Raw genomic sequence first — 16,852 nt, 5'->3', positions numbered from 1 at the left:
CTTATTTCGTAAACAAAACGGCTTGTCCTAGCGAATTGAACAAGCTCAGTCCGACCCAGGTCAATCCGGCCAGTAATATGCCCCATGCCAGAAAAAGAAATACCACTAGTCCGATGGCTCCTGCAGTGGAGGTCATTTTACTGATTTGAAACACGTAAAAGAAAAAATAGAATAAAAAAGAACTTGCCAGTACGAGACAAACTAACGGGAACGATGTCATGAATGCAAAACTGATGCATCCTCCGATTAACAGGAGAATACTGCCGGGGCGTAACATACTCAATGTCGTTCCCACCTGTTCTTTGATGAAAAACGCAAACCCAAGCTGATTAATCGTATCGGAAATCAGTTTCAAAGAACTGAAGATCATGAAATAAATGATTAAAAAGCCAAGCCATACGAGCAACTTCGTGTTACGTGCACTAAGTATTTGTAGTAGCTCGTCGTAGACCCCGACGTCATTCAACCACGTCAGTGCAAGCTCAGACGTAGCAATCGCAAGAGACGTACTGAACAGCAGGATGCTGATCAGAGGGGCATAACTCAATAAGTAGACGTTCGTCCGCATTTCGAATCTCCATTCATAGAAATTTCATATGTAGCACACAATTACACTTACAAGTATACTATAATAGATTATATCGGTTATTGAGACTAAAGGGGGAAGCAAAAATGGCATTTATTTTAATGGTAGGCGTTAGCCTCGCTTTCTTGACAGCGATTTTTACTGCAGGCTACAACAAAAAACCTGAAGGTAACGAATAAAACAAATCCCCCTGCCCGTTCATTCGGGTCAGGGGGATCTGTTGTTTTACAGTAGATTCGCATATCCTTGTTGCCGGAGTGCTTCATACACGATGATGGCAGCCGTGTTCGAGACATTGAGCGAACGAACAAGATTCGATTGCGGAAGACGGATGCAACGATCCAGATTCTCATCAATGACGTTTAACGGTAATCCTTTTGTTTCGCGTCCGAAAACAAAAAAGTAGTCTTCTTCAACGTTCGATAAATCCACTTGGCTTGGATATTTTTCGCCATACTTCGTGATATAGTAGAACGTCCCATCCGGATGTTTATCCCACAACTCTTCCAACGAATCATGATACCTTACATCAACGAACTCCCAATAATCAAGACCTGCCCGTTTCAACTGTTTATCATCCGTTGAAAACCCAAGCGGTCGTATTAAATGTAAGACTGAATGCGTCGCTGCGCATGTCCGTGAAATATTACCTGTATTTTGTGGAATTTCTGGTTGATACATGACGACGTGAATGGCCATTAATTCTTCTCTCCTAACTCATGCGCAAGCAGCGCTTCTTTATGGGCAATGCCACTGGCAAAACCCGTCATTTTACCGGATGCCCCAATAATCCGGTGACAGGGATAAATCAAAGCGATTGGATTCCGATTCAAAGAACCTCCGACTGCACGGGCCGCCTTTTCGGAACCAATCATTCGTGCCAGTTGTCCATAACTTGCTGTCTGGTCGAACGGAATCAATCTCAACGCTTCCAAGACACGCTGCTGGAAGACGGTCACTTCTAGCCGGCAAGGAACGTCATCCAATGCGCCCGGCTGTCCTCGTTCATATGCTTCAAGTGCATCGGCTAGAAAATCAGGCAACGGTGCCTCATAATAGGCAGCTTCGTCAAGATATTGCTTCAGACGATTCATGTCATGTCCAAAATCGAGATAGACGACTTCATCTTCTTCCCACCCGATAACCAACTCACCAAACGTATAGGTCAATTTTTTATACGGCATGCCCGCTCCCCCATTCCTCAAGCAAACGATTCCCTTCCACTTGAACATCTTCCGCAGAATCAGTCAACAGACGCCCTTGGATATAGTCTTTTGCTTCTTGACCGGCAATCCGACCAATTGCCCAGACGGCAAGGGCTCGCATATCTTCCCGCTGATCGGTTTCAGCCATCACTCGCAAAGCCTCGAGTGCCGTCCGGTCTTGATAATGTACGAGCGCACAGACGGCGTTACGTTGAATTGGTTTTTTCCCACGCCATGCACCCGATAATGAACCAAACCGTGTTTTAAATTCACGATTACTAAGAGAAAGCAACGGAATGAGTAACGGTTTGACCTGTTCCGGATCAGGTTGCAGTTCGCTGTGTTGTGTGGCATGTTTTTTCCGGTTGTATGGACAAACTTGCTGACAGGTATCACAACCGTATAAACGATTTCCGAGGGCATATCGGAAATGTTCAGGAATCAGAGTCTTCGTTTGCGTAATGAACGAGATGCAACGTTTCGCATCGATGACACCCGGTTCAATCAGTGCATCCGTTGGACAAGCATCGAGACATTTATTGCAGGAACCGCACAACTCTTCGACCGGCTCATCCGGAGGCAGATATTGATCTGTAATCAATTCTCCTAAATAAAGATAAGAACCATGTTCCTCGCTAATGATGGAACAGTTTTTCCCGCTGAATCCGATCCCTGCCCGTTCTGCGACCGCACGATCGACCAGTTCTCCCGTGTCGACCATCGAACGTGATCGAGCTCCGGGGATCAGTTCTTGAATTTTTTCTTCCAGCAATGTCAATCGCTGCTTCAGAGCCTGATGGTAGTCCAGTCCCCAAGAAGAACGTCCAAAGATTCCGCGCCGTTCCCCTTCTTTTCCACGCGGAGCATCCTTGAGCTTACTTGGATAAGCGACGGCGATTGCGATGATGGAGACGGCATCATCCAGTAACAGCGTTGGTGTCGTCCGCCGTTCAAGATCGGGTTCTTCAAATCCGGAAGCATATCCTTTTTCTTGTTGTTGAATGAGACGCTGTTTCATCACCAGAAAAGGATCCGCTGTCGTAATACGGAATTCATCGATACCAATTTCTTTGGCATACCTCTGCAATTCTTTTTTCAACAATTCCCCCTGCATCGTATCTCTCCTTTCGCTTGTTTATCTCCATGCTAAACAAAAAGAGCAAAGTGTCAATTAAAAACGACACGTTGCTCTTTTCAGGTAAGCGGGTGAAGGGAATCGAACCCTCATCATCAGCTTGGAAGGCTGAGGTTTTACCACTAAACTACACCCGCATAATCAGGTGAATCTTAAATGAGATCGTACAAAGGTAAAAGCGGGTGAAGGGAATCGAACCCTCATCATCAGCTTGGAAGGCTGAGGTTTTACCACTAAACTACACCCGCAAGATACCGGTGGTCGGAATCGAACCGACACTCCAAAGGAACACGATTTTGAGTCGTGCGCGTCTACCAGTTCCGCCACACCGGCACAATCTCTTGCAAAACTATTCAATTAAGAATTATTGGAGGCGCCAGTCAGAATCGAACTGACGATAGAGGAGTTGCAGTCCTCTGCCTTACCACTTGGCTATGGCGCCATTTATTGGAGCGGAAGACGGGATTCGAACCCGCGACCCCGACCTTGGCAAGGTCGTATTCTACCACTGAACTACTTCCGCACAAAAAGCTGGGCTGGAAGGGATCGAACCTTCGCATGCTGGAATCAAAATCCAGTGCCTTACCACTTGGCCACAGCCCAATAATAAAAGGGCGACTGATGGGAATTGAACCCACGAATGCCGGAATCACAATCCGGTGCGTTAACCACTTCGCCACAATCGCCATAATAATAAAACAGGGGCAGCAGGAATCGAACCCGCGCTGACGGTTTTGGAGACCGTAGTTCTACCGCTAAACTATGCCCCTAAAGTGGTGGGGGGGGGCGGATTCGAACCGCCGAACCCGAGGGAGCGGATTTACAGTCCGCCGCGTTTAGCCACTTCGCTACCCCCCCACAAATGGGAAAACATTAAAAATCATATGGTGGCTTTGGACGGAATCGAACCGCCGACACGAGGATTTTCAGTCCTCTGCTCTACCGACTGAGCTACAAAGCCTTAATAATGGCGGTCCTGACGGGATTCGAACCCGCGATCTCCTGCGTGACAGGCAGGCATGTTAACCGCTACACCACAGGACCGTATGTAATAATTGCGGGGGCCGGATTTGAACCGACGACCTTTGGGTTATGAGCCCAACGAGCTACCAGACTGCTCCACCCCGCGATGATAAAAAATGGTGACCCGTACGGGAATCGAACCCGTGATACCGCCGTGAAAGGGCGGTGTCTTAACCGCTTGACCAACGGGCCATTTTATAATTGAAAATGTTATGGCGGAGAGCAAGGGATTCGAACCCTTGAGACGCTTATGACGCCTACACGATTTCCAATCGTGCTCCTTCGGCCACTCGGACAGCTCTCCATTGCATGTGGTGAAGAAGTAATAAATGGCTCCGCAAGTAGGATTTGAACCTACGACCTACCGGTTAACAGCCGGTTGCTCTACCACTGAGCTATTGCGGAACGATCGCCTGGCAGCGTCCTATCCTCACAGGGGGAAGCCCCCAACTACTTTCGGCGTTCAAGTGCTTAACTTCCGTGTTCGGCATGGGAACGGGTGTGACCACTTGGCTATCGCCACCAGACATCTATCATCTTAACATTATGTTTCCATAACGTCAAGCGCTTTTTTGAAAGGCTCGCGCCCTCAAAACTGAAGTCATCAACAATGCATCTGCTAGAACAAGGCCTCGACCGATTAGTATCACTCAGCTCCGCATGTCGCCATGCTTCCACCCGTGACCTATCTACCTCATCGTCTCTGAGGGGTCTTTCTTGATTACTCAAAGGGAAATCTCATCTTGGAGGGGGCTTCATGCTTAGATGCTTTCAGCATTTATCCCGTCCGCACGTAGCTACCCAGCGATGCTCCTGGCGGAACAACTGGTACACCAGCGGTGCGTCCATCCCGGTCCTCTCGTACTAAGGACAGCTCTCCTCAAATTTCCTGCGCCCACGACGGATAGGGACCGAACTGTCTCACGACGTTCTGAACCCAGCTCGCGTACCGCTTTAATGGGCGAACAGCCCAACCCTTGGGACCTACTCCAGCCCCAGGATGCGATGAGCCGACATCGAGGTGCCAAACCTCCCCGTCGATGTGGACTCTTGGGGGAGATCAGCCTGTTATCCCCAGGGTAGCTTTTATCCGTTGAGCGATGGCCCTTCCATGCGGAACCACCGGATCACTAAGCCCGACTTTCGTCCCTGCTCGACTTGTAGGTCTCGCAGTCAAGCTCCCTTCTGCCTTTGCGCTCTACGAATGATTTCCAACCATTCTGAGGGAACCTTTGGGCGCCTCCGTTACTGTTTAGGAGGCGACCGCCCCAGTCAAACTACCCGCCTGACACGGTCCTCCAGCCGGATGACGGCTGCGAGTTAGAGACTCTATGCATGAAGGGCGGTATCCCAAGGGTGACTCCTCCGAAGCTGGCGCTCCGGTCTCGACGTCTCCCGCCTATCCTGTACATCATGCACAAAGCCTCAATATCAGGCTGTAGTAAAGCTCCATGGGGTCTTTCCGTCCTGTCGCGGGTAACCTGCATCTTCACAGGTACTATGATTTCACCGGGTCTCTCGTTGAGACAGTGCCCAAATCGTTACGCCTTTCGTGCGGGTCGGAACTTACCCGACAAGGAATTTCGCTACCTTAGGACCGTTATAGTTACGGCCGCCGTTTACTGGGGCTTCGGTTCAAAGCTTCGCTTGCGCTAACCCATCCCCTTAACCTTCCAGCACCGGGCAGGCGTCAGCCCCTATACGTCATCTTGCGATTTAGCAGAGACCTGTGTTTTTGCTAAACAGTCGTTTGGGCCTATTCACTGCGGCTCTACTCAATGTAGAGCGTCCCTTCTCCCGAAGTTACGGGACCATTTTGCCGAGTTCCTTAACGAGAGTTATCCCGCGCGTCTTAGAATTCTCATCCCGCCTACCTGTGTCGGTTTACGGTACTGGCACCTTCCACCTCACTAGAGGCTTTTCTTGGCAGTGTGAAATCGTGACCTTCGTCCCTACGGGACTCCGCATCGTTCCTCGACTTTGGTGCCTGACGGATTTGCCAATCAGACGGTCTCGAAACTTACACATGCACTTCCATCCGCATGCGTCACTATCCTCCTGCGTCCCCCCATTGTTCAAACGGTGGATCGGTGGTACAGGAATATCAACCTGTTATCCATCGCCTACGCCTTTCGGCCTCGGCTTAGGTCCAGACTAACCCTGAGCGGACGAGCCTTCCTCAGGAAACCTTGGGCTTTCGACGGAGGGGATTCTCACCCCTCTTTTCGCTACTCACACCGGCATTCTCACTTCCAAACGCTCCACTGCTCCTTACGGTACAGCTTCACAGCGGTTTGGAACGCTCCCCTACCATTCCTTACGGAATCCGCAGCTTCGGTGGTATGTTTAGCCCCGTTACATTTTCGGCGCGGCGCCACTCGACTAGTGAGCTATTACGCACTCTTTGAATGGTGGCTGCTTCTAAGCCAACATCCTAGCTGTCTAGGCAGCGCCACATCCTTTTCCACTTAACATACACTTTGGGACCTTAGCTGGCGGTCTGGGCTGTTTCCCTCTTGACTACGGATCTTATCACTCGCAGTCTGACTCCCGAGTATAAGTTGCCGGCATTCGGAGTTTAACTGAATTCGGTAACCCTGTGGGGGCCCCTAGTCCAATCAGTGCTCTACCTCCGGAACTCTCAACCTCGAGGCTAGCCCTAAAGCTATTTCGGGGAGAACCAGCTATCTCCAGGTTCGATTGGCATTTCACCGCTACCCACACCTCATCCCCGCACTTTTCAACGTGCGTGGGTTCGGACCTCCAGTCAGTGTTACCTGACCTTCATCCTGGACATGGGTAGATCACCTGGTTTCGGGTCTACGACAACGCACTATGGCGCCCTATTCAGACTCGCTTTCGCTACGGCTCCGCCTCATCAGCTTAACCTCGCGCGCTATCGTAACTCGCCGGTTCATTCTACAAAAGGCACGCCATCACCCATTAACGGGCTCTGACTACTTGTAGGCATACGGTTTCAGGATCTATTTCACTCCCCTTCCGGGGTGCTTTTCACCTTTCCCTCACGGTACTGGTTCACTATCGGTCACTAGGGAGTATTTAGCCTTGGGAGATGGTCCTCCCGGATTCCGACGGGGTTTCACGTGTCCCGCCGTACTCAGGATCCACTCTGGAGGGAAAACAGTTTCAGCTACAGGGCTGTCACCTTCTTCGGCCGGCCTTTCCAGGTCGTTCGCCTACTGTCTTCCTTTTTGACTCCGTATAGAGTGTCCTACAACCCCGGAGAGCATGCTCTCCGGTTTGGGCTGTTCCCGTTTCGCTCGCCGCTACTCAGGGAATCGCATTTGCTTTCTCTTCCTCCGGGTACTTAGATGTTTCAGTTCCCCGGGTCTGCCTCACGCTACACTATGTATTCATGTAACATGTCCCATCCCATTACGGATGGTGGGTTCCCCCATTCGGAAATCCTCGGATCAAAGCATACTTACTGCTCCCCGAAGCATATCGCTGTTCGTCGCGTCCTTCATCGGCTCCTAGTGCCAAGGCATCCACCGTACGCCCTTCATACCTTGATCTAGCATTTTGGTATTCTAAGAACACACGTCTAATGACATGGTTATAAAAATTTGATGTCTTGTTGATGTCTTCAGTTTTCAAGGTGCGAGTGTCTCTTGCGAGACGGAGAGACGAGCTCTCAAAACTGAACGATGGGCATGTCCCGTAAGGGACGTTTTCCTTAGAAAGGAGGTGATCCAGCCGCACCTTCCGATACGGCTACCTTGTTACGACTTCACCCCAATCATCTACCCCACCTTCGACGGCTGGCTCCTTGCGGTTACCTCACCGGCTTCGGGTGTTGCAAACTCTCGTGGTGTGACGGGCGGTGTGTACAAGACCCGGGAACGTATTCACCGCAGTATGCTGACCTGCGATTACTAGCGATTCCGACTTCATGCAGGCGAGTTGCAGCCTGCAATCCGAACTGGGAACGGCTTTCTGGGATTGGCTCCACCTCGCGGTCTCGCTGCCCTTTGTACCGTCCATTGTAGCACGTGTGTAGCCCAACTCATAAGGGGCATGATGATTTGACGTCATCCCCACCTTCCTCCGGTTTGTCACCGGCAGTCTCCCTAGAGTGCCCAACTGAATGCTGGCAACTAAGGATAGGGGTTGCGCTCGTTGCGGGACTTAACCCAACATCTCACGACACGAGCTGACGACAACCATGCACCACCTGTCACCCTTGTCCCCGAAGGGAAAACTTGATCTCTCAAGCGGTCAAGGGGATGTCAAGAGTTGGTAAGGTTCTTCGCGTTGCTTCGAATTAAACCACATGCTCCACCGCTTGTGCGGGTCCCCGTCAATTCCTTTGAGTTTCAGCCTTGCGGCCGTACTCCCCAGGCGGAGTGCTTAATGCGTTAGCTTCAGCACTGAGGGGCGGAAACCCCCCAACACCTAGCACTCATCGTTTACGGCGTGGACTACCAGGGTATCTAATCCTGTTTGCTCCCCACGCTTTCGCGCCTCAGCGTCAGTTACAGACCAAAGAGTCGCCTTCGCCACTGGTGTTCCTCCACATCTCTACGCATTTCACCGCTACACATGGAATTCCACTCTTCTCTTCTGTACTCAAGCCTTCCAGTTTCCAATGACCCTCCCCGGTTGAGCCGGGGGCTTTCACATCAGACTTAAAAGGCCGCCTGCGCGCGCTTTACGCCCAATAATTCCGGACAACGCTTGCCACCTACGTATTACCGCGGCTGCTGGCACGTAGTTAGCCGTGGCTTTCTCGCAAGGTACCGTCAAGGTACGAGCATTACCTCTCGTACTTGTTCTTCCCTTACAACAGAGTTTTACGATCCGAAAACCTTCATCACTCACGCGGCGTTGCTCCATCAGACTTTCGTCCATTGTGGAAGATTCCCTACTGCTGCCTCCCGTAGGAGTCTGGGCCGTGTCTCAGTCCCAGTGTGGCCGATCACCCTCTCAGGTCGGCTATGCATCGTCGCCTTGGTGGGCCATTACCCCACCAACTAGCTAATGCACCGCAAGGCCATCCCAAGGTGACGCCGGAGCGCCTTTCATCATCAGACCATGCGGTCTGAAGAACTATTCGGTATTAGCTCCGATTTCTCGGAGTTATCCCAATCCTTGGGGCAGGTTCCTTACGTGTTACTCACCCGTCCGCCGCTCATTCCCTTCACTTCCCTCCGAAGAGTTCCGTGAGCTTCCTGCGCTCGACTTGCATGTATTAGGCACGCCGCCAGCGTTCGTCCTGAGCCAGGATCAAACTCTCCATAAAGTGTTTGACTTGCTCGTTGTGTGACCGAAGTCACGTTGACGAAGCTTGCGCTTCATTCATTGTTTGTATCCGAAGATACGTTTTTTGCCTCATCGTTCAGTTTTCAAAGTTCGTCGTGTCGTTTTCAGCGACTTTAATAAGATATCACGGAATAGCTTATGCGTCAACCGTTTTTTTCTCGTTTTTTTCATCGCGTCAATGGCGTGTGCCTGTCGACATGTATTAATATACTATCTCGAGATAATAACGTCAATGCTTTTTAATCATTTTTCTTGTTATTATTTTTTTCTTCTATATATGCTTACTCTATTTAATTTTAAAAAACAAAAAACCGGTCTGTCAAACGACCGGTTCATATGTCACGAGTTCAACTCCAAGTCCTTTCGTACGTTGGTACGAAATCCGGACTAACCCTTTCCGGATGAAGAAATCAATCAAGCTACCTAAATCAACTTTCAATTCTGTCAAACGGCTTTCTTCCATCAATTCTTGCATCGTCCAAGGATGGTCGTGCTCTCGCATGACTTCGAATAAGTATCTGCCACCGGACAATACTTTCGATTGCAGTAAATGCTCTAGTCCGATCAGCGCTAAATGAATCCGTTGTTCCAATGTTTCTTCACTTAACAGTAGTTGTTCATATAATTTGTAGACATCCGGATCGTCCAGTCGCGCCTGCTCCCAAACGACTACTTCCGGATGCGCTCCTTTTTCCAATACGGACAATCGGGCCAAATGATGCAGTGCATGATGGACATGCGTATAGGCATCATAATAATTCCCGCGACTGAACAGATTTCTTCCGTCCTGAAAACGGCGCAGTAGTTTTGCGAATGACAGCGACATCTGTAAACAGCGTTCCGTTTCCGGGAAATTGAGCAGTTGTTTTTTTAAATCTGTCAAATAGTCATTCCGTTCAAAAATGATAGTCCCTTCCGACACCCAATGGACAGCGCGGCGATTCGCATTTAAAATCAACCAACGGGAAAGGACTTGTTCATGCACAAGATGTAATGAAACCCGAAGTGTATCCAAACGATAATGTTTCACTGTCCACTCGATAGAAGGATCTCGGGTAATTACTAAAAGTAAAACATCAAATTGATCGGTCAAAGAGTCTCTCGGTTGCCTTTTTTCAACAGAGATAATGCCTTGCGTCTCCGGATAAGCCGCATATTCTGAATAAATCGTTCGTGTTGCTTGTTCCATTTCCTTCTCACCCTTCTCTACTCCATACTCGTTACTCTGATCATTCGTCCGTTACCATTTTCGACAAAAAATCAATCGTTCCTGCTTCTGACTCGATCCAACAATATGCTAGACTGACTACAGGGGGAATTCATGTGAAAAAACAACGCAAGAATAAAATAAACCGCGCCCGTAACTTGGCAATGTTCCTTGTCTTTGGTGGAATGCTTGTCATGTATGGCGGTCTTTTGTTAAAACAATTCGAAATCATCATGGTCATCCTCATGCTTGTCGGATTTGTAATGGTCCTCGCCAGTACGGCTCTCTATTTTTTGATCGGACTCACTTCGACGAAAGCAGCAGTCGTCACCTGCCCAAACTGCGGCAAGGAGACGAAAGTCCTCGGGCGAGTCGATTTATGCATGCACTGCGACGAACCTCTGACGATGGATCGTAACCTTGAAGGAAAAGAATTCGATGAAAAGTACAATAAACACAGTAAACGAGCTCCCCGTTAAGGAAGCTCGTTTTTTTAATGCACGTTTGATTGACACTCCGGACAAGTCCCGTAAACCTCAAGACGATGACGATCTACTTTAAAACCTGTTAAATGCGCCGCAACCGTCTCAACGTCATCTAAAACAGGATAGTTGAAGTCAACGATTTTCCCGCATCCTTCGCAAATCATATGGTAATGACGCGTCGTAACGAAATCAAAACGGCTTGAAGCATCTCCATAATTCATCTCTTCTACGATCCCTTTTTCTCTAAAAACCCGTAGATTATTATAAACTGTCGCCACACTCATATTTGGAAAACGATGTTCGAGCGCACGATAAATCTCATCTGCCGTCGGATGTGTATGTCCCGTCGTTAAATATTCCAAAATCGCATGACGTTGTGGTGTCATCCGAACGCCTGATTCCCGTAAAGAGCGTACTGCATCATCTAGCATTTCGTTCGCCACGTCATCCCCTCATTTCTATCTTTCATTGATTATTAGATTGTAATCTTTATAATTAGTCTACCTACATTCTCTCTTTCCGTCAACGGCTCTGCTCCACGTTTGACGGACATGATACAATCATATCGTGATATTTTTCACGTATCAAGGATTGGAGGAATCATCATGTCAACTCATGCAAATCGCCCGACTTCCGAAGCATTATATGAAGTAGCACAACAATGTATCGTCGGAGGTGTGAACAGCCCATCCCGCTCTTATAAAGCAGTCGGAGGTGGTGCCCCCGTTTATATGGAGCGTGGAGAAGGAGCTTACTTTTATGATGTCGACGGCAATCGTTACATCGATTACTTAGCAGCTTACGGTCCGATTATCACCGGTCACGGTCATCCACATATTACGGAAGCGATCACGAACGCTTCGCGCAACGGTTTGTTATACGGAACACCCCACCGTCTCGAAATCGACTTTGCGCACAAACTCCAACAAGCGATCCCTTCTTTAGAAAAGGTGCGTTTCACAAACTCCGGAACAGAGGCCGTCATGACGACGATCCGCGTCGCCCGCGCCTATACAGGACGTGAACTTGTCGTCAAATTCAGCGGTTGCTACCATGGTCACTCGGACTTAATGCTGATTGCAGCCGGTAGCGGTCCTGCCACACTCGGTTCACCTGATTCGGCCGGCGTCACTAAAGCGACAGCCAAAGAAGTCATTACGACACCGTTCAACGATATCGAATCTTACCGTCAAATCATGGCAGAATGGGGCGATCAAGTCGCCTGTGTGCTTGTCGAACCGATTGTCGGAAACTTCGGAATCGTGGAGCCTCAACCCGGTTTCCTCGAAGCGATCAACGACATCACCCATGAACACGGTGCTCTTGTCATCTATGATGAGGTCATCACTGCTTTCCGTTTCATGTACGGTAGTGCACAAGAACTCTTGAACATCCGCCCAGACATGACAGCGCTCGGAAAAATCATCGGCGGCGGTCTGCCGATCGGGGCTTATGGCGGACGCCAAGATATCATGGAACATGTTGCGCCACTTGGTCCTGCCTATCAAGCAGGTACGATGGCGGGAAATCCGGCTTCGATGGCAGCTGGAATCGCCTGTCTCGAGTTGCTCGAACAGCCCGGTGTATACGAAGAGTTCGACCGTCTCGGTGCAAAACTCGAACAAGGAATACTAGAGGCTGCTGACACACATGACGTCACGATTACGATTAACCGTCTTAAAGGTGCATTGACGGTTTACTTCACGGACGAAACAGTCATCGACTATTTAGGTGCTGAACGTGCCGACAGTGAAACGTTCGGTCGTTTCTTCAAGTTAATGCTTGAACAAGGCGTCAACCTCGCTCCTTCTAAATACGAAGCCTGGTTCTTGACGACGGCTCACACGGAAGCAGACATTGACGAAACAATTGTTGCTGTCAACCGTGCTTTCGCCCAACTGTAAATCAACCATTCATACAAAAAGGCTGTTCCGATTTTTTCGGAACAGCCTTTTTTCATTCAACGAGTTCTAGATTTTGAATCGCATACAGTTCAAAGTAGGCGCCACGTTTTCGCATTAATTCTTCATGACGTCCCATTTCTGTAATCTGACCGTTTTCAATGACGACAATTTTATCGGCATCGGTGATGGTCGAGAGACGGTGGGCGACGGTAAACGTCGTCCGTCCTTTCGCGAGACGGGCAAGCGAATCCTGAATCATCGATTCACTTTCCAAATCAAGTGCACTCGTCGCTTCATCCAAAATCAAAATCGGTGGATTTTTGAGGAATACCCGGGCAATTGCCAGACGTTGTTTTTGTCCGCCAGACAATTTGACACCCCGTTCGCCGACCGGTGTTTTATAGCCGTCCGCCAAACGTTCAATGAACTCATGGGCATTGGCCGCTTTCGCTGCCGCGACCACCTCTTCATCCGTTGCCTCGGGATTTCCCATCTTAATGTTCATTTCGACCGATTCACTGAACAGAATCGATTCCTGCATGACCATACCGATTTGATCGCGAAGACCACGTAACTTCAAATCACGAATGTCGACGCCGTCAAGCGTGATTCGCCCTAATGACACGTCGTAAAAACGGGGTATCAGACTAACCAGTGTTGATTTCCCACCGCCCGACATCCCGACAAATGCTATCCGTTCTCCCGCCTGAACATCGAGCGTCAACCGGTCAATCGCCCGTTCGCCGCCTTCTTCGTATGAGAAGCTGATATTTTCAAACTGGACGTTCCCTTTGACAGCAACCGGATTTTTCGCATTGGCTTTTTCCGTAATGTCATACGGCTCATCCAGGAATTCAAACATCCGGTCCATCGAGGCAATCGACTGGGTCAGTGTCGTCGAAGAGTTCACGAGACGACCGAGCGGTGCGTACAGACGATCAATGTAGGCAATAAAGGCGACCATCGTCCCAAGTGATTCCTGTTCGTTCAGAACGAGGAAGGCTGCTGCTCCGAAAATCAAAATCGGTGCAAAATCGGTAATCGTCGAGACGACGACGTACGTCCGGGCATTCCAATTCGTTTGGCGTAAGGCCGCTGTCAAGAATCCGTCATTTTGTTTTTTGAACGCCTGGTTTTCATGGGGTTCAAGCGCAAAACTGCGAATGACTGCCATTCCGTTGACCCGTTCCGTCAAGTGTCCTTGAAGCTCAGCAAGAGCTGCGGAACGGTCCCGTGTCAGACTGCGGAGTCGTCCGTAAAAGAACTTGACCGCGAGTGCGTAAAACGGCAACGGAATGATGGCGACGAGTGTCAGTTTCGGATCAATCGTCCACATGATAGCGATGGCAATCAAAATCGTAATCATATCGAGCCATAAATTCATGAGTCCGGTGACGACAAAATCTTTTGTCTGTTCGACATCATTGATGATCCGGGAGATGACTTCACCGGTTTTCGTATTTGAATAAAAGCGGAGTGACAATTTCTGAACATGATCGAACAGACGGTTCCGGACATCAAATAAAATTTTTGACGCCGACCACTGGGCCAGATACTGCCGAATGTATTCAAGCGGCGGTTTGATGACAAGGAATACGAAGAATCCGGCTCCGATCAAGTAGGCCAGCTCTTTACTGCGCTCCGCCAGCGGAACGGTCTGATTATCAAGTAAATTGTCAATGATGTACTTGTAGAGCAGCGGCAATCCTAACGGAATCGAAAACTTGATGATCCCGACGAACACCGTTAAGAGAATTTGTTTTTTATACGGTTTGACGAATTCCATGTACCGCCGGATGGAACCCTTCTCTTTTAACTGTTTTTGTTTTGCTTTACCCATGTATTTCCCTTCTTTCCACTAAAAAAAGACGATGGCGAACCATCATCTCCGATATCTTGTTTCGTATTCACGATACCACGTTTCCACGAAAGCTGGATTGAATGGACCTTTGCGACTGCGGATCCATTGAATCAAAATCTGAACGTTGTCCTTCAGAATACGATCAATCGCTTTCGGATAGTTCATCTCCCGGCGATGTTTTTCGTACTCATCCTCATCCAAAATCATGTAAGACATGTCCGGATAGACTTTAATATCTAAATCATAATCAATGTACTTGACTGCTCGATCCTTTTCATCAAACGTCGAAGGTGACCCTAAGTTGCAGTAATAGTAGATTCCGTCTTCACGAATCATACAGATTACATTAAACCAGAGTTCTGTCGAAAAATAACAAATCGCGGGTTCTCGTGTCCGCCACTGACGACCATCCGATTCACTGACCATGATCCGGTCATTGAATCCAATCAATTCTTCTTCCGTCGATTTAAGCACGAGCGTTTCTTCCCAAACTCTGTGTAAGCTGCCGTTATGTTTGAAACTTTGAATCTCAATCTTGCTACTTTCTTTTGGGAATCGACTCATGTGCTACTCCTTTCTGAAGCTTTTTATTCAGTTTTTTCTATACTCTCGTGCTTATTATACCCATTTTCAGAACACATGAAAAACGAAAGGCTACTTTTTCAGGAAAATGACTGGTATTTAACTTGAAAAATGATGCAACATCGCCTGTTTCCGCTGCTGAAACATCGGCTTCAGAATAAATAAGTCCACCAACCCTTTTGGTAAATACGATTTATAGACCAAGTCATCAATCATGTAGACCCCGTCCGCCCGTTCCTCAACACGGTGAAGATGACACCAGGCTGTAAAAGGAAATGGCACCTTGACTCCGACATCCACGAACAAGTCGCTCCCGACCATTGGAATGATCGAATCCCACTTTACAAAAACCGGTGGAACACCGACCTTCAGCTGAATCGTGTTCCCCGCATATGTCCGTGTATCCCCGTTCGTCTGTACTTTCGGAAACGTCGTCATCCCCGTCAGGGCTTTGGCATCACTTAAAAAGGACCAGGCTTGCTCCTTCGTCGTCGGCACTTTCGTTTCTGTATAAAAATGATCCATTAGAGTTCCTCCTTTAATAAACGATCAATCTTCATCTGAGCAACGGAAATCGGTTGTTTTTCATATGTCTGTTCATCCATTAAAATAGTTCCTTCCGGTTGTGTCGTAACACGGTACACCGTGATATCCCAAATCCGGTGCGAAAAGATATGTTTGACACTGCCAACGCGTATTCCGGGCTGTTCTTCCGTCGATTCAATCAAAGGGTACTGCCACATACCGGCCAAGAGTCCTGTATCCGGACGTTGCATGACTGCGACTTGTCCATTTTCCTCATAGACAAGGGCATCATACTGGATCGTCTGGGTTTTGCCTTTTTTGGTTTTAACGGGAAGTTCTGCTTGAACGGACCGTTCGTAAGCAAAGCAGACATCATTGACGGGACAAAGTCCGCACATCGGTGATTTGGGTGTACAGACCATCGCGCCGAGTTCCATCAAACCTTGATTGAAGCTTGACGGATCCGCGTGATCAATCAATTCATGAACAGCCGCTTCAAAGACTTTCCGTGTTTTCGGCGCCGCAATGTCGTCATAAATCCCGAGAACCCGGGATAATACACGCATGACATTCCCGTCAACAGCCGGTTCCGGATGGCCGTAGGCAATCGAAAGAACGGCACCTGTCGTATAGGGACCGACTCCCCGTAAACTTTCAAACCGTTCTTTTTCATCCGGTACGATTCCATCATATTTTTCAACAACTTCCTGAACGGCGATTTGAAGGTTCTTAACCCGGGAATAGTACCCTAAGCCTTCCCAATATTTTAAGACTTCACTTTGGTCGGCTGCCGCCAAATCATGGGGGGTTGGAAACCGTTCCGTGAACCGGTGGTAATAAGGAATGACCGTATCGACCCGTGTTTGTTGCAGCATGATCTCACTGATCCAGATGTGATAGGGGTTTTTCGTTTCACGCCACGGTAATTGTCGTTGTTCCCGTAAAAACCACTGAACCAATTCCGTTGTAAAATGCCGTTTATTAAAGTTTGTGAAATATTCTGTAACAAGAGTCAAAATATTACCTCTTTTCTATTTGATACGTTATAGTAAGTTC

12 protein-coding genes, 15 tRNA genes and 3 rRNA genes are annotated in these 16,852 nt (G+C 48.6%); 2 read left to right on the top strand and 28 right to left on the bottom strand.

Annotated features, from left to right (window positions below; genetic code table 11):
- Position 1: 1 nt before the first annotated feature.
- From ACP26N_RS03660 to ACP26N_RS03550, 23 genes are all read right to left on the bottom strand, one after another.
- Entirely contained in the window at positions 2–568 is a 567-nt protein-coding gene (locus ACP26N_RS03660) for a DUF5366 family protein (protein ID WP_426354808.1), read from the bottom strand.
- Between the two features lie 243 nt (positions 569–811).
- A complete protein-coding gene (gene trmL, locus ACP26N_RS03655) occupies positions 812–1,285 on the bottom strand; it encodes a tRNA (uridine(34)/cytosine(34)/5-carboxymethylaminomethyluridine(34)-2'-O)-methyltransferase TrmL (protein ID WP_026829115.1) in 474 nt (157 codons plus the stop codon).
- On the bottom strand, positions 1,285–1,770 hold the full coding sequence (locus ACP26N_RS03650) for a methylated-DNA--[protein]-cysteine S-methyltransferase (RefSeq protein ID WP_426354806.1): 486 nt from the start codon (positions 1,768–1,770) through the stop codon (positions 1,285–1,287). The genes trmL and ACP26N_RS03650 overlap by 1 nt, the downstream gene beginning before the upstream one ends.
- On the bottom strand, positions 1,760–2,905 hold the full coding sequence (queG, locus tag ACP26N_RS03645; RefSeq protein ID WP_131973271.1) for a tRNA epoxyqueuosine(34) reductase QueG: 1,146 nt from the start codon (positions 2,903–2,905) through the stop codon (positions 1,760–1,762). Before queG ends, ACP26N_RS03650 begins: the two co-directional genes overlap by 11 nt.
- An 87-nt stretch (positions 2,906–2,992) precedes the next feature.
- Positions 2,993–3,063: transfer RNA gene (locus tag ACP26N_RS03640), tRNA-Gly, on the bottom strand.
- A 40-nt stretch (positions 3,064–3,103) separates the two neighbouring features.
- A tRNA-Gly gene (locus tag ACP26N_RS03635) sits at positions 3,104–3,174 on the bottom strand.
- A 4-nt stretch (positions 3,175–3,178) separates the two neighbouring features.
- Positions 3,179–3,259, bottom strand: a tRNA-Leu gene (locus tag ACP26N_RS03630).
- A 35-nt stretch (positions 3,260–3,294) separates the two neighbouring features.
- Positions 3,295–3,368: transfer RNA gene (locus tag ACP26N_RS03625), tRNA-Cys, on the bottom strand.
- A gap of 6 nt (positions 3,369–3,374) precedes the next feature.
- Positions 3,375–3,449: transfer RNA gene (locus ACP26N_RS03620), tRNA-Gly, on the bottom strand.
- Between the two features lie 8 nt (positions 3,450–3,457).
- A tRNA-Gln gene (locus tag ACP26N_RS03615) sits at positions 3,458–3,529 on the bottom strand.
- 10 nt (positions 3,530–3,539) lie between these two features.
- A tRNA-His gene (locus ACP26N_RS03610) sits at positions 3,540–3,612 on the bottom strand.
- A gap of 13 nt (positions 3,613–3,625) precedes the next feature.
- Positions 3,626–3,696 (bottom strand) — tRNA-Trp (locus tag ACP26N_RS03605).
- A 4-nt stretch (positions 3,697–3,700) separates the two neighbouring features.
- Positions 3,701–3,784: transfer RNA gene (locus ACP26N_RS03600), tRNA-Tyr, on the bottom strand.
- A gap of 27 nt (positions 3,785–3,811) precedes the next feature.
- A tRNA-Phe gene (locus ACP26N_RS03595) sits at positions 3,812–3,887 on the bottom strand.
- A 7-nt stretch (positions 3,888–3,894) separates the two neighbouring features.
- Positions 3,895–3,970: transfer RNA gene (locus tag ACP26N_RS03590), tRNA-Asp, on the bottom strand.
- Between the two features lie 11 nt (positions 3,971–3,981).
- Positions 3,982–4,055: transfer RNA gene (locus tag ACP26N_RS03585), tRNA-Met, on the bottom strand.
- An 11-nt stretch (positions 4,056–4,066) separates the two neighbouring features.
- A tRNA-Glu gene (locus tag ACP26N_RS03580) sits at positions 4,067–4,141 on the bottom strand.
- Between the two features lie 21 nt (positions 4,142–4,162).
- A tRNA-Ser gene (locus ACP26N_RS03575) sits at positions 4,163–4,253 on the bottom strand.
- Between the two features lie 26 nt (positions 4,254–4,279).
- A tRNA-Asn gene (locus ACP26N_RS03570) sits at positions 4,280–4,354 on the bottom strand.
- 6 nt (positions 4,355–4,360) lie between these two features.
- Positions 4,361–4,476, bottom strand: a 5S ribosomal RNA gene (gene rrf / locus ACP26N_RS03565).
- A gap of 93 nt (positions 4,477–4,569) precedes the next feature.
- A 23S ribosomal RNA gene (locus ACP26N_RS03560) occupies positions 4,570–7,485 on the bottom strand.
- 165 nt (positions 7,486–7,650) lie between these two features.
- A 16S ribosomal RNA gene (locus tag ACP26N_RS03555) occupies positions 7,651–9,212 on the bottom strand.
- The 16S, 23S and 5S rRNA genes sit together here with 15 tRNA genes alongside, the layout of an rRNA operon.
- A gap of 339 nt (positions 9,213–9,551) precedes the next feature.
- A complete protein-coding gene (locus ACP26N_RS03550) occupies positions 9,552–10,421 on the bottom strand; it encodes a nucleotidyltransferase-like protein (RefSeq protein ID WP_131504170.1) in 870 nt (289 codons plus the stop codon).
- Between the two features lie 134 nt (positions 10,422–10,555).
- Here ACP26N_RS03550 and ACP26N_RS03545 point away from each other — a divergent pair, with 134 nt between their 5' ends.
- Positions 10,556–10,918, top strand: coding sequence for a DUF2614 family zinc ribbon-containing protein (locus ACP26N_RS03545; protein WP_012369565.1), 363 nt, complete (start codon positions 10,556–10,558; stop codon positions 10,916–10,918).
- Between the two features lie 14 nt (positions 10,919–10,932).
- Here ACP26N_RS03545 and perR read toward each other — a convergent pair whose 3' ends face one another.
- Positions 10,933–11,355 (bottom strand): peroxide-responsive transcriptional repressor PerR, encoded by a 423-nt coding sequence (gene perR / locus ACP26N_RS03540; protein ID WP_251138800.1) that lies wholly within the window; start codon positions 11,353–11,355, stop codon positions 10,933–10,935.
- 174 nt (positions 11,356–11,529) lie between these two features.
- On the opposite strand from perR, the gene ACP26N_RS03535 reads away from it, so the two are divergent.
- A complete protein-coding gene (locus ACP26N_RS03535) occupies positions 11,530–12,828 on the top strand; it encodes a glutamate-1-semialdehyde 2,1-aminomutase (protein ID WP_131504171.1) in 1,299 nt (432 codons plus the stop codon).
- A 52-nt stretch (positions 12,829–12,880) separates the two neighbouring features.
- Here the strand turns inward: ACP26N_RS03535 and ACP26N_RS03530 are convergent, their stop codons facing one another.
- From ACP26N_RS03530 to mutY, 4 genes are all read right to left on the bottom strand, one after another.
- The gene (locus ACP26N_RS03530; protein ID WP_214855388.1) at positions 12,881–14,668 is read right to left on the bottom strand and encodes an ABC transporter ATP-binding protein; all 1,788 of its coding nucleotides are present in this window, start codon (positions 14,666–14,668) and stop codon (positions 12,881–12,883) included.
- 42 nt (positions 14,669–14,710) lie between these two features.
- Positions 14,711–15,253 (bottom strand): nucleoside tri-diphosphate phosphatase, encoded by a 543-nt coding sequence (gene ntdP / locus ACP26N_RS03525; protein WP_012369561.1) that lies wholly within the window; start codon positions 15,251–15,253, stop codon positions 14,711–14,713.
- Positions 15,254–15,370: 117 nt separating this feature from the next.
- Positions 15,371–15,796 (bottom strand): hypothetical protein, encoded by a 426-nt coding sequence (locus ACP26N_RS03520; protein WP_214855390.1) that lies wholly within the window; start codon positions 15,794–15,796, stop codon positions 15,371–15,373.
- Positions 15,796–16,812, bottom strand: a complete 1,017-nt coding sequence (gene mutY, locus ACP26N_RS03515; RefSeq protein ID WP_131973594.1) for an A/G-specific adenine glycosylase — start codon at positions 16,810–16,812, stop codon at positions 15,796–15,798. Before mutY ends, ACP26N_RS03520 begins: the two co-directional genes overlap by 1 nt.
- Positions 16,813–16,852: the final 40 nt, after the last annotated feature.

Origin of the sequence: Exiguobacterium sp. R-39, from assembly GCF_049942815.1 — a bacterium.
In the GTDB taxonomy this organism is placed as follows: domain Bacteria; phylum Bacillota; class Bacilli; order Exiguobacteriales; family Exiguobacteriaceae; genus Exiguobacterium_A.
This window is presented reverse-complemented; position numbering and strand designations above follow the sequence as displayed.

What these genes read in the sequence shown, in the direction of transcription:
- ACP26N_RS03650 (WP_426354806.1), bottom strand. Translation starts at nt 1,770, where the DNA reads ATGCCGTATAAAAAATTGACCTATACGTTTGGTGAGTTGGTTATCGGG.
- ACP26N_RS03530 (WP_214855388.1), bottom strand. Translation starts at nt 14,668, where the DNA reads ATGGGTAAAGCAAAACAAAAACAGTTAAAAGAGAAGGGTTCCATCCGG.
- ACP26N_RS03660 (WP_426354808.1), bottom strand. Translation starts at nt 568, where the DNA reads ATGCGGACGAACGTCTACTTATTGAGTTATGCCCCTCTGATCAGCATC.
- ACP26N_RS03535 (WP_131504171.1), top strand. Translation starts at nt 11,530, where the DNA reads ATGTCAACTCATGCAAATCGCCCGACTTCCGAAGCATTATATGAAGTA.
- perR (WP_251138800.1), bottom strand. Translation starts at nt 11,355, where the DNA reads ATGCTAGATGATGCAGTACGCTCTTTACGGGAATCAGGCGTTCGGATG.
- ACP26N_RS03520 (WP_214855390.1), bottom strand. Translation starts at nt 15,796, where the DNA reads ATGGATCATTTTTATACAGAAACGAAAGTGCCGACGACGAAGGAGCAA.
- ntdP (WP_012369561.1), bottom strand. Translation starts at nt 15,253, where the DNA reads ATGAGTCGATTCCCAAAAGAAAGTAGCAAGATTGAGATTCAAAGTTTC.
- ACP26N_RS03550 (WP_131504170.1), bottom strand. Translation starts at nt 10,421, where the DNA reads ATGGAACAAGCAACACGAACGATTTATTCAGAATATGCGGCTTATCCG.
- trmL (WP_026829115.1), bottom strand. Translation starts at nt 1,285, where the DNA reads ATGGCCATTCACGTCGTCATGTATCAACCAGAAATTCCACAAAATACA.
- queG (WP_131973271.1), bottom strand. Translation starts at nt 2,905, where the DNA reads ATGCAGGGGGAATTGTTGAAAAAAGAATTGCAGAGGTATGCCAAAGAA.